General features: G+C 49.1%; 17 protein-coding genes and 1 tRNA gene. 1 reads left to right on the top strand and 17 read right to left on the bottom strand.

The window, feature by feature from the left end:
• Positions 1 to 130: 130 nt before the first annotated feature.
• Positions 131 to 204: transfer RNA gene (locus LRP54_RS03980), tRNA-Leu, on the bottom strand.
• A 70-nt stretch (positions 205 to 274) separates the two neighbouring features.
• On the opposite strand from LRP54_RS03980, the gene LRP54_RS03975 reads away from it, so the two are divergent.
• Positions 275 to 868: an ANTAR domain-containing response regulator gene (locus tag LRP54_RS03975; protein WP_231205831.1), complete on the top strand. Its 594-nt coding sequence runs from the start codon at positions 275 to 277 to the stop codon at positions 866 to 868.
• A gap of 117 nt (positions 869 to 985) precedes the next feature.
• Here the strand turns inward: LRP54_RS03975 and LRP54_RS03970 are convergent, their stop codons facing one another.
• The 16 genes from LRP54_RS03970 to LRP54_RS03895 form a co-directional block, all read right to left on the bottom strand.
• Complete coding sequence (locus LRP54_RS03970) at positions 986 to 1192, bottom strand: hypothetical protein (RefSeq protein WP_331274749.1); 207 nt, start codon at positions 1190 to 1192, stop codon at positions 986 to 988.
• 259 nt (positions 1193 to 1451) lie between these two features.
• Positions 1452 to 2900, bottom strand: coding sequence for a pyruvate kinase (gene pyk / locus LRP54_RS03965; protein WP_231205832.1), 1449 nt, complete (start codon positions 2898 to 2900; stop codon positions 1452 to 1454).
• 104 nt (positions 2901 to 3004) lie between these two features.
• Entirely contained in the window at positions 3005 to 3862 is an 858-nt protein-coding gene (gene lgt, locus LRP54_RS03960) for a prolipoprotein diacylglyceryl transferase (RefSeq protein WP_231235059.1), read from the bottom strand.
• On the bottom strand, positions 3859 to 4668 hold the full coding sequence (gene trpA, locus LRP54_RS03955; protein WP_231235057.1) for a tryptophan synthase subunit alpha: 810 nt from the start codon (positions 4666 to 4668) through the stop codon (positions 3859 to 3861). Before trpA ends, lgt begins: the two co-directional genes overlap by 4 nt.
• Positions 4668 to 5945 carry a tryptophan synthase subunit beta gene (trpB, locus tag LRP54_RS03950; RefSeq protein WP_442984593.1) on the bottom strand — a complete coding sequence of 426 codons (1278 nt, stop codon included), beginning with the start codon at positions 5943 to 5945 and terminating at the stop codon, positions 4668 to 4670. Before trpB ends, trpA begins: the two co-directional genes overlap by 1 nt.
• Positions 5942 to 6793 carry an indole-3-glycerol phosphate synthase TrpC gene (gene trpC / locus LRP54_RS03945; RefSeq protein ID WP_231235056.1) on the bottom strand — a complete coding sequence of 284 codons (852 nt, stop codon included), beginning with the start codon at positions 6791 to 6793 and terminating at the stop codon, positions 5942 to 5944. Before trpC ends, trpB begins: the two co-directional genes overlap by 4 nt.
• A gap of 56 nt (positions 6794 to 6849) precedes the next feature.
• Entirely contained in the window at positions 6850 to 8451 is a 1602-nt protein-coding gene (locus LRP54_RS03940; protein WP_231235054.1) for a chorismate-binding protein, read from the bottom strand.
• Positions 8448 to 8807: a phosphoribosyl-AMP cyclohydrolase gene (gene hisI / locus LRP54_RS03935; RefSeq protein ID WP_231235053.1), complete on the bottom strand. Its 360-nt coding sequence runs from the start codon at positions 8805 to 8807 to the stop codon at positions 8448 to 8450. The genes LRP54_RS03940 and hisI overlap by 4 nt, the downstream gene beginning before the upstream one ends.
• A 108-nt stretch (positions 8808 to 8915) precedes the next feature.
• On the bottom strand, positions 8916 to 9611 hold the full coding sequence (locus tag LRP54_RS03930) for a prepilin peptidase (protein WP_231235052.1): 696 nt from the start codon (positions 9609 to 9611) through the stop codon (positions 8916 to 8918).
• On the bottom strand, positions 9601 to 10452 hold the full coding sequence (locus LRP54_RS03925; protein WP_231235099.1) for a shikimate dehydrogenase: 852 nt from the start codon (positions 10450 to 10452) through the stop codon (positions 9601 to 9603). Before LRP54_RS03925 ends, LRP54_RS03930 begins: the two co-directional genes overlap by 11 nt.
• Positions 10452 to 11702, bottom strand: a complete 1251-nt coding sequence (gene mltG, locus LRP54_RS03920) for an endolytic transglycosylase MltG (protein WP_231205839.1) — start codon at positions 11700 to 11702, stop codon at positions 10452 to 10454. Before mltG ends, LRP54_RS03925 begins: the two co-directional genes overlap by 1 nt.
• Positions 11699 to 12190 carry a Holliday junction resolvase RuvX gene (ruvX, locus tag LRP54_RS03915; RefSeq protein WP_231235051.1) on the bottom strand — a complete coding sequence of 164 codons (492 nt, stop codon included), beginning with the start codon at positions 12188 to 12190 and terminating at the stop codon, positions 11699 to 11701. The genes mltG and ruvX overlap by 4 nt, the downstream gene beginning before the upstream one ends.
• The gene (gene alaS, locus LRP54_RS03910; RefSeq protein ID WP_231235049.1) at positions 12190 to 14892 is read right to left on the bottom strand and encodes an alanine--tRNA ligase; all 2703 of its coding nucleotides are present in this window, start codon (positions 14890 to 14892) and stop codon (positions 12190 to 12192) included. The genes ruvX and alaS overlap by 1 nt, the downstream gene beginning before the upstream one ends.
• A gap of 115 nt (positions 14893 to 15007) precedes the next feature.
• Entirely contained in the window at positions 15008 to 15631 is a 624-nt protein-coding gene (gene rpsD / locus LRP54_RS03905; protein ID WP_231205842.1) for a 30S ribosomal protein S4, read from the bottom strand.
• Positions 15632 to 15776: 145 nt separating this feature from the next.
• The gene (locus LRP54_RS03900) at positions 15777 to 17120 is read right to left on the bottom strand and encodes a replication-associated recombination protein A (protein WP_231235047.1); all 1344 of its coding nucleotides are present in this window, start codon (positions 17118 to 17120) and stop codon (positions 15777 to 15779) included.
• A 427-nt stretch (positions 17121 to 17547) separates the two neighbouring features.
• Positions 17548 to 18165: an L-threonylcarbamoyladenylate synthase gene (locus LRP54_RS03895; RefSeq protein ID WP_231205844.1), complete on the bottom strand. Its 618-nt coding sequence runs from the start codon at positions 18163 to 18165 to the stop codon at positions 17548 to 17550.
• Positions 18166 to 18310 lie beyond the last annotated feature (145 nt).

The raw sequence follows: 18310 nt of genomic DNA, 5'->3' as shown, positions 1-18310 counted from the left end.
AGGAAACTTCCCAACCAGTTTAGTAAATATTTCACATTGATCTCTGAAAGCAAAAGGCAAAACTACCGGAAAAATCAGGATAAAATCAATGGAGCAACACTGCTCATGCACTGCAAAAAAGTACCTACGGTACCCCGAGTGAGATTCGAACTCACAACAAGCCGGGTTTGAGCCGACCGCCTCTGCCAATTGGGCTATCGGGGCAACGCTCAAAAGCGTCAGGAACAAGAATAGAATAAAATGCAGTGAGTCGACAAACCGAGGACAGGAAAAGATGACTACTCAACAGACAGAATCACGTAGGGTTCTCGTCGCCGAAGACGAAGGCTTAATCCGCCTCGACATCGTTGAAACCCTTACCGCAGCAGGATTTGAGGTAGTTGCTGAGGCGTCCGATGGCGAAGAGGCACTCCAGCTTGCACTAGAGCATGAACCTGATCTATGTGTGATGGATGTCAAAATGCCAAAAATGGATGGCATCACAGCTGCAGAAAAAATTCTTTCAGAGCTTTCCTGCGCAATCGTTATGCTGACAGCTTTCAGTCAAACAGAACTCGTCGAACGCGCACGCGACGCGGGAGCCATGGCTTATGTGGTTAAACCATTCAGCCCAGCTGATCTGATCCCTGCTGTTGAAATCGCTATTTCACGCCACCAAGAAATTGAATCTCTTGAGGAAGAAATTGCTGATCTTCAAGATCGTTTCGAGGTGCGTAAGCGTGTTGACCGTGCCAAGGGACTCCTACAAAAGAATATGGGAATGACAGAGCCTGAGGCATTCCGCTGGATCCAAAAAACCTCAATGGATCGTCGCTTATCAATGCGTGAAGTTGCTGACGCGGTAATCCAGCAGGTTGAAGATCACTAAACGCCTCCCGCGTACGTATATGCTCATATGAGCTACACCTTTACTTCATACATATGTGTGTGCCCGCAACAAAAGTTGCGGGCACACACATTATCCTTTGCATCATATGAACAGGCACTAGGCCACTGCAATCAATTCAAGCCCCAGAAAACGGGCTGCAGCCTCACGAGTTTCTTCATAACGTAAATCTTCAATTGCATGACGCACATGCACAGATTCTTGCCACTGACCAAACCAGGGGCGAACCGCCTCTGACAGAACTTCAACCGGCAGATTATGAGCCTGTCGATGCGATAGCCGATCGTGAACAGACACAGTTGTCATGATATTCATTTTCATTACCATTTTTCTCTCTTCATCTTCGCCGAGGTATGCACATGGGGTGTGCAGGCAGCCTCTAATTAGGCGAACTATTTCCGCGACACAGCGCCACCATGGTGCCGTGCGCTATATTCAGTCAAAAAGAACTGAAGATACGATTCTACACGAAAAAGCACGTATAAAACTTTTTTATAATGCATATCACATTAAACGGGGTAGGTCTACATCCAGACCCACCCCGCATCAGCAAAAGCACCACGCCTTATAAAGCGTTCACACCCCCGCCAATCGTGTAATCCAATTCATCGCCCACCTTGTGTACACGAATAGAATTAGAAGAACCAGCAGTCCCCGGCGGCATACCGGCAATAATGACCAGCTCATCACCAAAATCAGCAAGCTGACTGGACTGAACAACCTGATCTACCTGCCACACCATATCGTCAGTATGACGAACCTCAGGCACACGATACGTTTGAACACCCCAAGTCAACGCCAAAGCACGACGTGTTGATTCCAAAGGAGTAAAAGCAAGCATTGGAATTGGTGTACGCAGTCGTGACATACGACGAGCAGAAGAACCAGTCTGAGTAAAAGTCACCACATAACGCGCATCTAAACGTTCAGCTAAAGAAGCAGCAGCCTGACAAATCACCGCCGGACGATCCACGGCGAAAGCACCTAAACGTGCAATACGTTCACCGCCCAACTCCTCAGTTGACTCAATAATACGAGCCATCGTTCGCAGAGCCTCAATAGGATACGCACCTACAGACGTCTCCCCTGAAAGCATAACCGCATCCGCGCCATCAAGAATCGCATTCGCGCAATCCGAAGCCTCAGCACGTGTTGGACGAGGATTCTTAATCATCGAATCCATCACCTGCGTCGCCACAATCACAGGTTTAGCTGCCAGACGCGCCAATTCAATAGCACGTTTCTGAACCAACGGCACCTCTTCTAAAGGCATTTCCACACCCAAATCACCGCGTGCCACCATGATGCCATCAAAAGCATCAACGATTTCTGGCAAAGAGTCCACGGCCTGAGGCTTTTCGATCTTCGCAATCACAGGAACACGGCGACCCGCCTCATCCATAATCGCGTGCACATCTTCAATATCACGCGCATTACGAACAAAAGACAAAGCAATAAAATCTGCACCGATCTTCAATGCCCATCGCAGATCTTCACGGTCTTTCTCAGATAAAGCAGGAACAGAAACCGCAACACCCGGCAGATTCAAACCCTTATGGTCCGACACCATGCCGCCAACCTCAACGCGGGTCACTACATCCGTGTCATTAACTTCAACAACACGAACAGCCACATTCCCATCATCAATAAGCAAACGATCACCGGGCGCACAGTCACCAGGCAAACCCTTGAAAGTTGTTCCTACCAGCTCTTTCGTCCCCGGAACATCCCGTGTAGTGATAGTGAAAGTATCACCTACTTCAAGAAGCTGAGGCCCCTGCTCAAAACACTCTAAACGAATCTTAGGTCCCTGCAAATCAACCAGAATGGCAACTGCACGACCTGATGTCGCAGAAGCTCGACGAACACGTTCAATCGTGGCTTCGTGTTCCTCAGGGCTACCATGAGAACGATTAATACGGGCAACATCCATCCCCGCGTCAACGAGTGCTTGAATCTGTTCAGAAGAAGCGGTGGCTGGGCCAATGGTGCATACGATCTTTGCTCGGCGCATAAAACCATTCTACAGGGGATACTGCTTCTTCCGCTTCATTCCATGCCGCCACGGATGATTCACATAAATTCAACAGACCTCATGCAGCCCACGCAACGGATATCTTATTTATCACCTTCGACTGGCTTCACAGGCAATTCTTCCGCATGAACTAAACGATCAGCCGCATGACGAGCAGCCAGCACAATGGCAAGAACACCAATGACAAGCCCACAAAGCGAAGCCCAAATATTGAGGCGTAAACCCCAAAAAACATGCGCAGGATCTATACGCAAATACTCCACCCACATACGTCCTAACGGGTAGGCAATTAAATACATACCAAATACCTGACCAGCTTGAAGACGATCACATAAACGCCTCTCAAGCACAATCACAACCCCCGCAGCAGCAAGGTTCCACAGGCTTTCATACAAAAAAGTCGGATGAAAAAGCGTATCCACCGCATAGCCAGCAGGCATATGCTGAGCATCAATGCGCAAACCCCACGGAACAGTCGTCGGCGCACCAAAAAGTTCCTGATTAAACCAATTTCCCCAACGACCAATTGCCTGAGCAACCAACAAAGCAGGCGCAATCGAATCAGCAACCGGACCTAAACGGGCACCTGAACGCCTCAAAGCAAACCATGCGCCAGCCGCACCAAAAATCACACCGCCCCAAATACCTAATCCGCCTTCCCAAATGTAGAGAATACGCACAAGGCTCCCTTGAGAACCAAAATAGTTCTCTGGCGAAGTAATCACATGATACAAACGTGCACCAACAATGCCACACGGGATTGCCCATAAAGCTGCGTCAAAGAGCACATCAGGATCTCCTCCCCGTCGTGCATACCGCCGAGAAGACCACCACACCGCAAAAATCATGCCGCAGGCAATGAGAATACCGTAAGCACGTAAAGGAACAGGTCCCAACCACAGCACACCATACGCAGGCGAAGGAATATATGTAGGAATCATCGACGCGCTCCTCGCACACCAGAAACCAAATCAGAAGCCACATCTTTCAACTGACGTAAAGCACGCCCCTGATCCACTTCACATAACGCCCTCACAAGAGCAGACCCTACAATCACCCCATCAGCATATGTGCCAATCTCACGCGCCTGCATAGCTGAAGAAACTCCTAAGCCCACACATACACGCTGAGCCCCTGCCTGACGAGTACGCTCCACCAAAGGTTGTACCTGCAGTCCCACACTGGAACGCTCCCCTGTTACCCCCATAGATGAAGCAGCATAAACCCACCCTCGGGAATGTTCAGCGATTAAACGCAAGCGATGCTGCGGAGAGGACGGAGCCGTCAAATACACCCGCTCTAAACCATGAAGATCTGACGCAGCTTCCCATTCAGCGCCTTCTTCGGGAGGTAAATCAGGCGTGATAAGACCAGCTCCACCTGCTGCAGCAAAATCCGCAGCAAAACGTTCCACCCCATACCATTCCACAGGATTCCAGTAAGTCATCGACAAAGTAGCAATCCCGTAAGACGTAAGCTCATCAACAGCATGAAAAAGATCTTCTAAATGCGTACCACGTTCCAAAGCAACAGAAGTCGCATGCTGGATTACAGGACCATCCATAGCCGGATCAGAATAAGGAAAACCCAACTCGATCACATCAAAACCACAATCTGCAAGGACTTTCCCCGCGCAAATTGAAAGATCAACCGTTGGGAAACCCACAGGAATATAGCCAATCAAAGCAGCATCTGCGCGTTCCACGGCAGCATCAATAGCTGTCCCGCTCAATAGCTGTGTTCCCATTAAGCGCCTCTTTCCTCATTGCGACTTTCGTTGCTTTGCTGAGCAGGATCAATTACCCGTTCATCAGCCTGACCCAGGCCAAACCAGGACGAAGCAGTATCCACATCTTTATCACCACGACCAGACAAAGTCACCACAGCAATAGGCTCCTGACCGGCAGACCACGGAGCATCGTGACTACGTTGCATCGCCCACTGACGTACACCTGCTAAAGCATGAGAAGATTCAATAGCTGGAATAATGCCTTCTGTACGACACAAACGCAAGAAAGCATCCATAGCTGCCTCATCAGTCACCGGAATATACTGCGCACGTCCCGTTGAAGCCAGCCACGCATGTTCAGGCCCAACCCCCGGATAATCTAAACCCGCTGAAATCGAATGAGAAGCCTTTGTTTGCCCATCGCGTTCCTGTAAAACATACGTGCGCGCCCCATGAAGTACACCCACTTCATCAGCCGTAATAGAAGCAGCATGACGACCAGTTTCTACACCATCACCAGCAGCCTCACAACCAAGAAGTTCCACACCTTCATCATCAATAAAAGCAGCAAAACTCCCTATCGCATTAGAGCCACCACCCACACAAGCGCATACCACATCAGGAAGACGACCTGTACATTCCAAGATTTGCGCACGTGCTTCATCACTAATCACACGCTGAATATCACGCACAATTGTCGGGAAAGGATGAGGGCCGGCAGCAGTCCCAAAAATATAGTTCGTATTTTCCACATGAGTAACCCAGTCGCGGAAAGCCTCATTAATCGCATCTTTTAATGTCTGCGATCCCTGCGTCACCGCAACAACCTCTGCACCCAGCATCTGCATTCGAGCCACGTTCAACGCTTGCCTCTGCGTATCCTCACGCCCCATATATATTGTGCAATCCAAACCCAAAAGCGCAGCAGCTGTTGCCGTAGCAACTCCATGCTGACCGGCACCAGTTTCAGCAATCACACGAGTTTTGCCAAGCTCTTTTGTCAACAAAGCTTGACCCAAAACATTATTAATCTTATGAGAACCCGTGTGATTGAGATCTTCACGTTTAATAAAGACTCGGACGCCACCCAAATCCTCAGCAAAACGCGGAATTTCTGTCAATAACGAAGGACGACCCGCATAATCACGTAGCAAAGCATCTAAACGCCCACGAAAAGCAGGATCAGCCCACACTCGCCTCCACGCGGCTTCGATTTCTTCTAGCGGCCCCATTAATGACTCGGCAACAAAACGACCGCCAAAACGACCAAAATAAGGATTCAATGCCATACTCATTTCAGGTTCTCCTGTCGCGCAGCACGAATCCGTGCTTTCCTATCCGCACGTAACGCAGGATGTTGTCCCGCGCTCACCATATCAGCGACACTTTCCAAAGGATTACCGGACTTAACAAGTGCTTCACCAACAAGCACCGCATCAGCACCCACATTCGCGTACTCTAAAAGATCTTTCGTCCCGCGAACACCCGATTCAGCCACCGCAATCACATCCTGAGGAATCACATCAATGACCTGTTCAACAGTGTCACGATCAACCTCTAAAGTCTTTAAATTACGCGCATTCACACCAATAACACGCGCCCCTGCATCTAAAGCACGTAAAGCCTCTAAACGTGAATGAGTTTCTACCAGAGCAACCATTCCAAGCGAATGTACACGATCCAGCAAAGACACCAACGCAGGCTGTTCAAGGGCAGCGACAATGAGAAGGACAATATCAGCCCCATGCGCACGTGCTTCATGCACTTGATACGGGGTCACAATAAAGTCTTTTCGTAAAATAGGAATATCCACTCGGGCACGTACCGCGTCCAGATCTGCTAAAGACCCGCGAAAACACCGTTGCTCTGTTAACACAGAAATGGCAGTAGCCCCACCTTGTTCATACAACGCTGCAAGAGCAGCAGGATCAGGAATATCAGCTAACTCGCCTTTGGACGGTGAGGAACGTTTCACCTCTGCAATCAAAGAAACAGCACCCGGACGAGCATGGAAAGCCGCCAAAGCATCACGCGCATCCGGCGCACGCTGAGCACGTTCCTTAATAACGTCCATAGGGACACGAGACTCGCGTTCTTTCAGATCTTCCAAAACTCCAACGATGATGTCATCAAGAACAGTCATTGCTGAGCCTCCTCTCGTGGCCTCGTGTGCATGGTATCGCTGCGTTCTGACTTCTTTCAGTGACGACCGTCATCTGAGCGTCCAACATTTTCATATGACACAGGATGCATACGTGAAGCAGTCATCACAGCACTCACAGCAGCTGCAGCCTTATTCCGTGTTTCCTGATACTCCGTTTCAGGAACAGAATCTGCCACAATACCGGCACCTGCCTGCACGGAAGCAACCCCCTGATAAAGATGAGCAGTCCGAATTGCAATCGCAAGATCAGCTTCCCCACTTAAATCAAAGTAGCCCACCACTCCCCCATAGACACCGCGAGCAGCCGGTTCCAGCATGTCAATCAAACGTATCGCACGTGGTTTAGGCGCACCTGATAAAGTCCCCGCAGGAAAAGTAGCCACCAAAGCATCCAAAGCATCCACATCCGAGCGTAAGTACCCTGTGACAGTTGAGGAAATATGTTGAATATGCGAAAAACGTTTAATTTCCATCAACGTTTCAACTTCAACTGTCGCAGGATCACACACCTTAGATAAGTCATTACGCGCTAAGTCCACAAGCATGACATGTTCTGAAAGTTCTTTCGGATCATGTAAAAGTTCTTCTGCTAACTTCTGATCTTCACTAAAAGTAGCCCCACGAGGACGAGAACCAGCAATCGGATAAGTCCACACACGCCCTTTGCGAGTTTTCATCAGAGTTTCCGGTGAAGACCCCACAACTTCAAAAGAATCACCGCGCCCATCCGGTAAACGAAGATAATACATATACGGCGACGGATTCACCGTGCGTAAAACCCTGTACACATTCACACCATCAACATCAGTGTGTACATCTGCTCGCTGAGACAAAACAAGCTGGAATACTTCACCTTCACGAATCGCTTCTTTTGCTGCAATCACTGTTGATTCAAAATCCGCCTGACTCGTGCGATGTGCCACAACTGGGATGTTTTCTTCATTCCCGTTCGCAGGTAAAGCAAAAACAGCTGGTGTTAAAGGAGTAGTCAGGTCACGACACATCGTATCGAGACGTTCCACAGCCTGCGTATAAGCTTCATCTGCTCCCTCATCAGAACCGTTCAAATTCCACGCATTTGCGATAAGCCATACAGAACCATCATGATGATCCAGAGCAACAACCTCCGTTGCAAGACACAATACTGCGTCAGGAACTTGCCGCTCACAAGGAGCGACAGGAACTAATGTGGGTTCCCACTCGGGAATAATTCCCCATCCAAGAGCACCAACTAATGCTCCAGTGAGAGGCGGCAAACCCGGTATCTGTTCGGCTTTTAAGGTGCGTAAAGCTGAATGAACAACTTCAAGAAAAGTCCCTTCAGGCACAGCGCCCGCTGGCACAGTCCCCGTCCAGCGAGCACGCCCACCCTCAGCAATAATGGACGATCCACTACCGGCACCAATAAAAGACCAGCGTCCCCACGCGCCATCATGTTCAGCAGATTCAAGGATAAAAGTTCCCTCACGGTGAGCAGCAAGCTGACGATAAACCCCGACAGCACTTAACTCATCCGCAAGGAAACGACGTACCACAGGAATCACGCGTCGCTGCGTTGCAAGCTCATGAAATTCCTCGCGGGAAGGCCATGTTTGTCCCCACTGTACAGTCACTGACTCATGATTTTTCTGGCTCATCTGTCCTCCCGTGAAATACATTGCAAGGGTCCACCCTCATCAAAACATGACGTTTTTCCTGTATGGCAGGCTGCTCCTACCTGATCGACAGCAATCAAAAGAGCATCACCATCACAATCAATCTCAACAGATTTCACCCATTGATAATGACCTGATGTATCACCTTTACGCCAATACTCCTGGCGGGAGCGTGACCAAAACGTGACCCTGCCCTCGGTTAATGTACGAGAGAGAGCCTCGTCATCCATCCACCCCAGCATCAAAACTTTTTTCGTATCGTCATGCTGAATAATCGCAGCAACAAGACCATCTTCATTTCGTTTGAGGCGAGAAGCCACACTTGCATCTAAAGTCACGGTCCTATCCTGTCACTTCGCAGCGTCTATGGGGCAATGTGTCCGCACGATCTGGCGCAGGTCCCCTCGGTCAAAGGCACGTAAAAGAAAATCTTATGTGATACGCACCTACAACCAATCGGGAATAACACCCCACAGAAGATAGGATAACAGTGCAGAACCTATAAGCCACGGTCCCATAGGAATCCGCGTATCCGTTCCTGCTTGACCTGTGACTATATGAGTGAGAGCCGCCAAGCCTGCTGCAACAAAGGACAAAATCAAGGCTGTTAAAGCTGCTTGTATTCCAAGGATACCCAGCATCGCACCCAAAACTGGAGCAAGTTTCACATCACCTTTACCCATACCATGAGGAATACGGGAAGCACACCACAATGGCACCAACCACAAAAGTGCTCCTGTCATCACTTTCCCCAGTAAAATAAATGGTTGAGCCGCAGTGAGGCCAGCTAAAAAAATACCTGAGATCACACCACATGCCATCACTGCGGTGTAGGTATCAGGGAGCTGATGAGTTCGAGCATCAACAACTGATGACACGACCCCCACCATGGCGACTGCAACCAAAGCAGGCGAAGCAGGTCTTTGCTCAGCGGCAACAACCATCACAGCACCAATGATTGCACACATCCACCAAAGAGGAATTCGTCGGAGAGGTGTTAAAAGTGAAGCAATAAAATAACGACGTTGTACTTTCCAGCCTTTGAACCACATCCATGCGGCAATCAGCACCCACGTCATAAAACCCGACACAAGCGGAGTCTCCACGTGGGAAGCAATGAAATCACGAATGTCATTCAGCATGTGTGGCTGTTTCTCGGTGATGTTCAAGAGCGTGGCGCATCACTTCATAGTGAACGTCATAGCCAGTCATTAGGCGTACTTGCTGAATCGCTTGGAATATCAGCATATCCAGACCATGAGCAATCAGGCCACCCCCATGCCGCCATGCAGCCACAAGATCAGTTGTCATTGGCGCGTACACCACATCTAAAAGTATGCGCCCATGCGTGTCTGCCAGATGAGGAGCTAATGAATCGCATACATGCGCGGGGACAGTTGATACAACGATATCGGCCATTGAAAGGGCTCGAATCACCTGAAGATCATCATTCCATAAGATCTGATGAATAGTGATACCTAAACGTGAAGCGGCAACAACTACAGAATTGGGGCCTGCAAAACGCCGCGCCACCACATAAATATCATGTATTCCCAGAGTGCCCACTGCCGCTAAAGCAGAACATGCTGTTGCGCCAGAGCCTAAAATAACTGCTGTTCGAGGATGCGTTCCCACTGGGATCACGCTGTGCAGTGCTCTTTCAATACCAAAAACATCTGTATTAAAACCGGTCAGAACACCGCCTGAAGGAATCAGCGTATTCACAGAACCAACGGCCTGAGCAAGCGGATCAATGACATCCAAGAATGGAATAATCGCCTGCTTACACGGCATTGTCACAGACAATCCACGGCAGTGTTCATCTAATCCAGTAATCAGCGAAGCAAGCCCCTGAGCATCACATTCGATACGCCGGTAGTCCCATCCTTGTGAGCCGATAGGAGTGTGTTCCCAAGCAGCACGATGAAGCACCGGCGACAAACTGTGCTCAATAGGCGAGCCAATAACAGCAGCCCACGGCATCAGCATTTACCGCGGTGCGTACGGCAGTATTCTTTGAATATATCGACGTTTTGATTCTGTTCAGCCAAGGTTTCAGCAAAAAGCGTTTCCCCTGTTTCAAGATTCACAGTCGTAAAGTAAAGCCAGTTACCTGCAGCCGGTGACAAAACAGCTTTTATCGTTGTTAATGATGGCTGGGAAATTGGAGTCGGAGGCAATCCTGCATGCAGATACGTATTGTACGGATTGTCATTATTGAGGTCTTCAGAGGTGGGAACACCACCGGTCTTTCCGACACCGTACAGCACAGTTGAATCCATCTGCAGTCTCCCGCGAGTTTCGGCTTCTGGATTATTCAGGCGGTTTTCAATCACACGTGCCACTTTTGACATGTATTCTTTTAGATTCACTTCTCTTTCAAGAATAGATGCCTTGATAAGAACAGTTTCTCTGTCAGCAGGCGGGACAGATAAAGAATCTAGCTGTGTAATGGTTGCAGAAATCATCTTTGCGAAAATCGTGGCAGGAGTATCACTTGTTGCCAGCTCATATGCTCCTGGTGCTAACCATCCTTCAACATTTCCTTTTGCTTCAACAGGCAAGCCCAAAGCGGCTGTATCTTGTAAAGCTGCATTTACTTCCTCAACGGAGAATTTACTCACTGAAGTAAAACGATCAACAATTTGTTTCAGAGTTTCACCAGAATTTACAGTCACTGTGTTATCTGTACGATTCGCACTATCTAATAAGTCAGCAACCGCTTGAGAAGCATTCATCTTTTGCTTCAATGTGTAAGTTCCCGGCCTAATAGAAGACGCTGCTTTATTTGATTCCCATGCCCGAATAAAAGCAGCAAGAGATTTCACCACATCGGCTTGGACGAGTTTATTTCCGATATCTGTACCTGTTTCACCGGATTCAACGACAACTTCGACGCTTCCCGTTCCTGGACCAGGGTAATCATCAGCAACTGTTAATTTTTGGGCATCGTTTGTAAGCGCATACCACGCATAGTTCAAAGCCACACCGATAAGAGCTAAAACACATACAAGCACAATGAAAGACCTGATACGACGATTACGGCGACGCCTACGTGCCCGACGGCGTTCATGTTCAAGACGACGAGAACGCATACCTGTCGTTTCAATACTCACAGGAGGAGCGCTCATAGGGGTAGGCACAGAAGATTCAGAGGTATATCCTCGTTCTGCTGGACTCATATCTCGACGAGAACGCATTGGCGGCCTACGTAAAGGTTCGTTATCAGTCACAGGGTTCCTTTTCCCTTCTGTTCGGGACTTTCAAGTACGTCACCGGGTGGATTTCCACTCATACGTTCTATTTCAAGTGCGTGTTCAAGAATAATTTGTGCCGCAACTTGATCGACTATTTCACGGTGGCTACGTTCACAACGACCAGCCGCACGTAAACGCTGATGAGCCTGATGTGATGTGAGACGTTCATCAACAAAAGCAACACGAATATGAGGGAGACTTTTTTTAATGCGCCGCGCGTAACGGCGTGCACCTTTAGCTGAAATCCCTTCACCGCCTGCTAAATGCCGAGGAAGTCCCACAATAATTTCCATAACATCGTATTCTTCAACGAGGGAAATCAGGCGCTCAAATTCACTTCCATCATCAGCTCTATGCAATGTTTCCAGAGGAAAAGTCATGATAGCTTCAGGGTCTGTGCGGGCCAGCCCAATACGGACTGTCCCCACATCAACCCCTAGACGTGTTCCTCGTCGAAAAGCCACTACGCTAACAACTCCGCTTCCACAGCTGATAACGCAGTATCAATAGCGGAGATATCCTGTCCCCCACCTTGAGCGATATCATCACGACCGCCGCCGCCGCCGCCAAGAATCTTAGAGGCAAGGCGCACAAGCGAACCAGCTTTCAGTGCACGATCACGGGCAAGCGCATTTGTCACCGCAATCACAGATGGTTTGCCCGACACAATACCAATAAGAATCACAACAGCTGCACGCTGTTCCCCTAAACGGTCACGTACATCTAGCGCCAAACTACGTAACGCATCAGCCGAAGGCATTTCACCAACGGTCGCTCGAACAAAATTCACCTGCCCTAAAGAAACCGCGCTCGCTGCCAATTCAGCACCCCGAGCTAAAGCCTGTGCGGTGCGTACACGATCCAGTTCTTTTTCTGCCTCACGCAGTTTCGCAACCAAAGATTCCACACGAGCCGGTAAATCTTCAGCTTTCCCACCTAAAATGCTGCTGATCTGGGAAACTAAGGCATGTTCTTTCGCTTGGTACTTATATGCACCATCAGCAACTAAAGCATCAATACGACGCACACCTGAACCGATGGAACCTTCACCTACCACGGCAACACGGCCAATAAGACCGGTGGCAGACACGTGCGTACCTGCACATAATTCCTTTGACCAGTCACCGCCGATAGAAACCACACGAACATGAGAACCGTATTTTTCACCAAATAATGCCATCGCGCCCATAGCACGCGCCTGTTCAATAGGCATGACTTCATCTGTCACCAGCATATTTTCGGTAAGTTTTTCATTAAGTAAGGACTCAATATCCGACATCTGTGAAGACGTCAGTGCGGCAGAATGACGGAAGTCAAAACGCAAGCGTGAGGGTGAATTTTCTGAACCTGCCTGATTCGCATCTGCGGAAACTACCTCATGTAATGCCTTGTGCACCATATGTGTCGCAGTATGCGCCCGAGCAATAGCCATACGACGTTCAGTATCAATTTCAGCCCACGCATTCATCCCCTGCACCACAGTTCCCTCGGTGACAGTACCACGGTGAACCGATAGGCCTTTGAGGGGGGCTTGTACATCATGCACTTCAATGACCGCGCCGTTTTCTAAGCGAATTGTCCCTTGGTCGGCAAGCTGACCACCCATTTCTGCCCAGAAAGGTGTGCGATCCAAAACTATTTCAACTTCTGCCGGTGCTTCCACAGCAGATGTCGGCACTCCCTCAACAAGAACAGCTTCCACACGCGCTGACGCGGCTGTTTCCGTGTAGCCAAGGAACTGCGATCCGCCGCCCATAGCTTTTTCAATGTCATGGAACACTCGCACATCTGTGTGACCACTCTTTTTAGCGCGAGCATCAGCACGAGCACGTTCTTTCTGTTCCTGCATGAGGCTACGGAAACCCTCTTCATCAACGCTGAGCCCTTGCTCCGCAGCCATTTCAAGAGTCAAGTCAATGGGGAAACCGTATGTATCATGCAAGGAGAAAGCGCTATCGCCTGACAGTACAGTTGAGCCAGCAGCTTTCGCTTGACTCACAGCCGTATCAAGGATCGTTGTTCCTGCGCTTAAAGTCCGGCGGAAAGCATCTTCTTCAGCGTATGCTACATCTTGAATTGTCTGCCATTGTGTTTCCAGTTCAGGATACGAGGCTTTCATTGCTTCTTTTGAAGCTGTCAGCAGGGTCGGCAAAGTTGCTTCATCTACGCCAAGCAGACGCATAGACCGTACCGCGCGACGAATAAGACGACGCAGAACATAGCCACGCCCATCATTACCTGGACGCACACCATCACTAATCAGCATTAAAGCGGAGCGCACATGGTCAGCAACTACACGCATCCGTACATCATCTTCGTATGCGGCGCCAGCTTGTGGGCCAGCAGCTCCACGCCCGTAGGTTTTCCCTGTCATTTCTTGCGCCGCCACAATCACGGGGAAAACTTCATCAATTTCGTACATATTCGGTTTGTCTTGAAGAACAAAAGACAAACGTTCCAAACCTGCACCTGTATCGATTGCTTTCGATTCCAGTTCACCCAGCAACGGGTAGTCTTTACCTTGGCCTTCACCACGTAAGAACTGATCGAATACGAGGTTCCACACTTCAAGGTAACGGTCGCCACCTGGGTCAACGGTTCCACCAACGGCCTCTGGACCATAAGCAGGACCACGATCGTAGTGCCATTCTGCGCATGGACCAGCAGGACCAGGCTGTCCTGTATCCCAGAAGATATCATGACGAGGGAGGCGCACAATATGGTGCGGATCCATACCGATCACGCGGGTAAGGTGATCGTAGGACACGTCATCTTGGTCCCAGATCGTTACCCAAAAACGATCCCCGTCAAGTCCGTAGCGCCCCTCATCCACGCTGCCAGTTAAAAGCTCCCACGCGAAATCAATGGCACCTTCTTTGAAATAATCGCCGAAAGAAAAATTGCCATTCATCTGGAAGAACGTGCCGTGGCGCGTAGTTTTACCTACGTTATCAATGTCATTCGTGCGAATACATTTTTGAACAGAGGCAGCCCGCGGCCACGGTGCTGGCTCAGTTCCCACAATGTAGGGAATAAAAGGCACCATACCGGCAATTGTGAAAAGAATTGACGGGTCAGGCGAAATCAACGGAACCGACGGAGCAATGTGATGATCTTTGGAAGCAAAGTAGTCCAGCCAGCGGCTGCGAATTTCAGAGGTGCGCATAAGTCCTCATCGTAGTGGGATAAAAGGCCTGTGAATAGGTGAAAGGGCCTGTGTAAGGAAAACTGTAAGGACGAAACCCCGGAAGCCATAGACTCCCGGGGCTACACGTGATATGTCAGCGTGAGTAGTGTTCGACGACCATCTGCACATCACAGGTGACCGGAACTTCAGCACGCTTGGGACGGCGAACGAGAACTGCTTTGAGGCGTTCAAGTTCCACATTCAGATATTCGGGAACAGCAGGCAAAACATCACGGTGGATACCTTGAGCAGCAATTTCAAAAGGAACCGTGGTTTGTGACTTCGGTTTTACCTGAATGACTTGACCTGGCTTTACGCGGAAGGAAGGACGGTCAACGATCTTGCCATCAACAAGGATGTGACGGTGAACAACGACCTGACGAGCTTGCTGAATGGTGCGTGCAAAGCCAGAGCGCAATACCAGTGCATCCAGACGCATTTCAAGCAGCTCAACAAGGTTTTCACCAGTCAGGCCAGTGGTACGACGTGCTTCTTCGAAAAGATGACGCATCTGAGCTTCACGAATACCATACTGAGCGCGCAGACGCTGCTTTTCCTTCAGACGAACCGCGTAATCGGATTCTTGACGACGGCGGCTACGACCATGTTCACCGGGACCGTAGGGACGCTTTTCAAAATAGCGAACGGCCTTCGGAGTAAGAGCAATACCCAGAGCGCGGGATTCACGCACTTGCTTGCGAGAACGCTGATTAGCCATAGTAATGGCACCTTTCCTGTTCCTTATGTCATGTCAGCAGCCTTGTGCCACTGACACGGAGCCAACTCCCAGATTTCTCTTTCGGCTACGGCCCCAGGGAAGGCAACACACATAGCGACGCTATGTACATTGCAACCCGAGTAGTCTAACGCATATCAAGTAAGTCTCTCAGCATCTGCACACGCTTAGTGAGCATTGCCTCATTACCATTTGCTGTAGGTTCGTAATACCGGCGTCCTAAGAGGTCATCAGGTAAATACTGTTGTGCCGCCACGTGATGAGGAGCATCATGCGCATACACGTATTCTTGACCATGACCCAATTGACGGGCACCACTGTAATGGGCATCACGTAAATGTAAAGGAACTGGACCGCCTTTTCCTTCACGAATATCTGCGAGCGCACGATCAATCGCTTGGTAGGCGGCATTTGATTTAGGTGCAGTAGCAACAGCAATAACTGCCTCAGAAAGTAAAATCCGAGCCTCCGGCATACCGATCATAGCGACCGCTTGAGCCGCAGCAACAGTCAGCGATAAAACCTCGGGAGCCGCCATCCCCACATCCTCTGCCGCACAAATCATCACGCGTCGAGCAATAAAACGCGGATCCTCCCCTGCTTCAATCATCCGCGCTAAATAATGTACAGCCGCATCCACATCAGAACCACGCATTGATTTAATAAAAGCCGATGCCACATCGTAGTGCTGGTCTTTATCCCACCGTACAAGCGCATGATTAGCTGCAGCTTCCACATGTTCCACATCAACTGTTGTTGCATCCATTTCACTGGCAGCAGCGACAGCAGCTTCCAACAAAGTCAGCGATTTACGCCCATCAGCTCCTGAAAGACGAATAAGTGCTTCACGTGCCACTTCAGTTAAAGACCATTTTCCTTGCAAACCACGCTCATCAACTAAAGCACGTTCTAAAAGCACTTCAATATCATGCGCACCTAAAGGGTGGAGTGTAAGCAATAAAGAACGTGAAAGCAAAGGTGAAATAACGGAAAATGAGGGGTTTTCCGTTGTAGCTGCGATGAGTGTTACCCACCTGTTTTCTACCGACGGCAGTAAAGCATCCTGTTGTGACTTAGAGAAACGATGTACTTCATCAACGAAAAGGACAGTTTCTTGTCCTGTCGCGGCGATACGACGTTTCGCCGCAGCAACTACGTCGCGTATATCTTTAACCCCTGCGCTGACTGCCGACAGCTCCACAAAGAAACGTTGCCCTGCACGGGCCACCAAATAGGCAAGCGTTGTTTTTCCTGTCCCTGGAGGACCCCACAAAATCACGGATGAAAGCGCTGCACTACTTGTTCCTTGAGGTTGTAAAAGGCGACGTAAAGGTGCTCCTTGTTCCAAAAGATGCTGTTGCCCCTCAACTTCATCTACTGTTCGTGGACGCATACGCACCGCTAAGGGAGCCTGCGAAGAAAAAGCAGGAATACCAGATTCATTTACTCCCTGGCTTTCAAAAAGATCCACTTAATCTCCTACTCGCGCTGTACTCACAAACTATTTCCATCTATCAATGGAACATCCTCATGCCACTTCACCATATATTGCTTGAGGCTATTTATGCAGTATCTACGTTATCTGCGTTGCAGACCTTTAATAATGTGTCACCACTGAAGTATCGTCATCGCTCCATCAGTAAAGCTATTTCGCATGTTTTTCTAACACATTCACGCAACCATGTGAGGCTCCTGGATCTGAACACCCACATCAGACACTACTTTTCAACCAAGATTTTCGTTACGTGAATTCACAATAATGTCGTAGATTTCATCACTGAGTATTCTCATGGGGGGAACATGCTCTATCAGGTGAAATTCCTCCCCTACGGGCGCAGCGAGTACATAAAACACCTCATATGCAAGAAAGATACTCCCCTCCCACACCTGATTCCTTTTTAGGAAAATAAAGAAATATCTCCCGCACCAACACGGACAATTTCAACACTCCCCGAAGTAAAATCCACCACTGTTGTCGGCTCGCTACTTCCAACAGGCGCAGAAATCACAAGATCTACCTGATGCCCAATGCGGTCTTCCACCTCATAGCCATCACACAGCGGCTCTGTTTCTTCGGGCATAATGAGGGTTGAGCTTACCAGTGGGGCCCCATATGCGCGAAGAATTTCTTGCGTAATCACATGCTCAGGTAAACGTATCCCGACTGTGTGTTTCTTTTTATTGAGGGTCATACGAGGAACTTCTTTAGTGCCACGAACAATAAAAGTATATGGTCCTGGTGTTAATGCCTTAATTGTTCGAAATTCAGAATTATCAAGGATGACAAGTTCACCAATCTGAGCAAATGAATGACACAAAAGTGAAAAATTATGTTTATCGTCAAGACGACGAATCTGACGAATCAGATCCATACCGCTTTTATTTCCCAAAGCACAGGCAATCGCATATCCCGAATCTGTGGGTAAAGCGATTGTCCCAGAATTTTTGAGTATTTCCACGGTCTGAGAAATAAAACGAGTCTGAGGATTTACTGGATGCATCTCAACGTACGACATATATCCAGTGTGCCTCAGCTCTCTTCGTTTTGTTTGTTTTTCGCATACACATATCTGTTTCAGCTATCAATAAGGGCGTTCAAAAACACCTTCACTGGCGCGTCAGGAATCGCATCCACGAAGGACTTGAGGGCATGACCCCGAT

This window comes from Schaalia sp. lx-100, assembly GCF_021083625.1.
Lineage (GTDB): Bacteria > Actinomycetota > Actinomycetes > Actinomycetales > Actinomycetaceae > Pauljensenia.
Note: the sequence above shows the minus strand (reverse complement) of the source record. Positions and strands in the feature narration are given on the sequence as shown.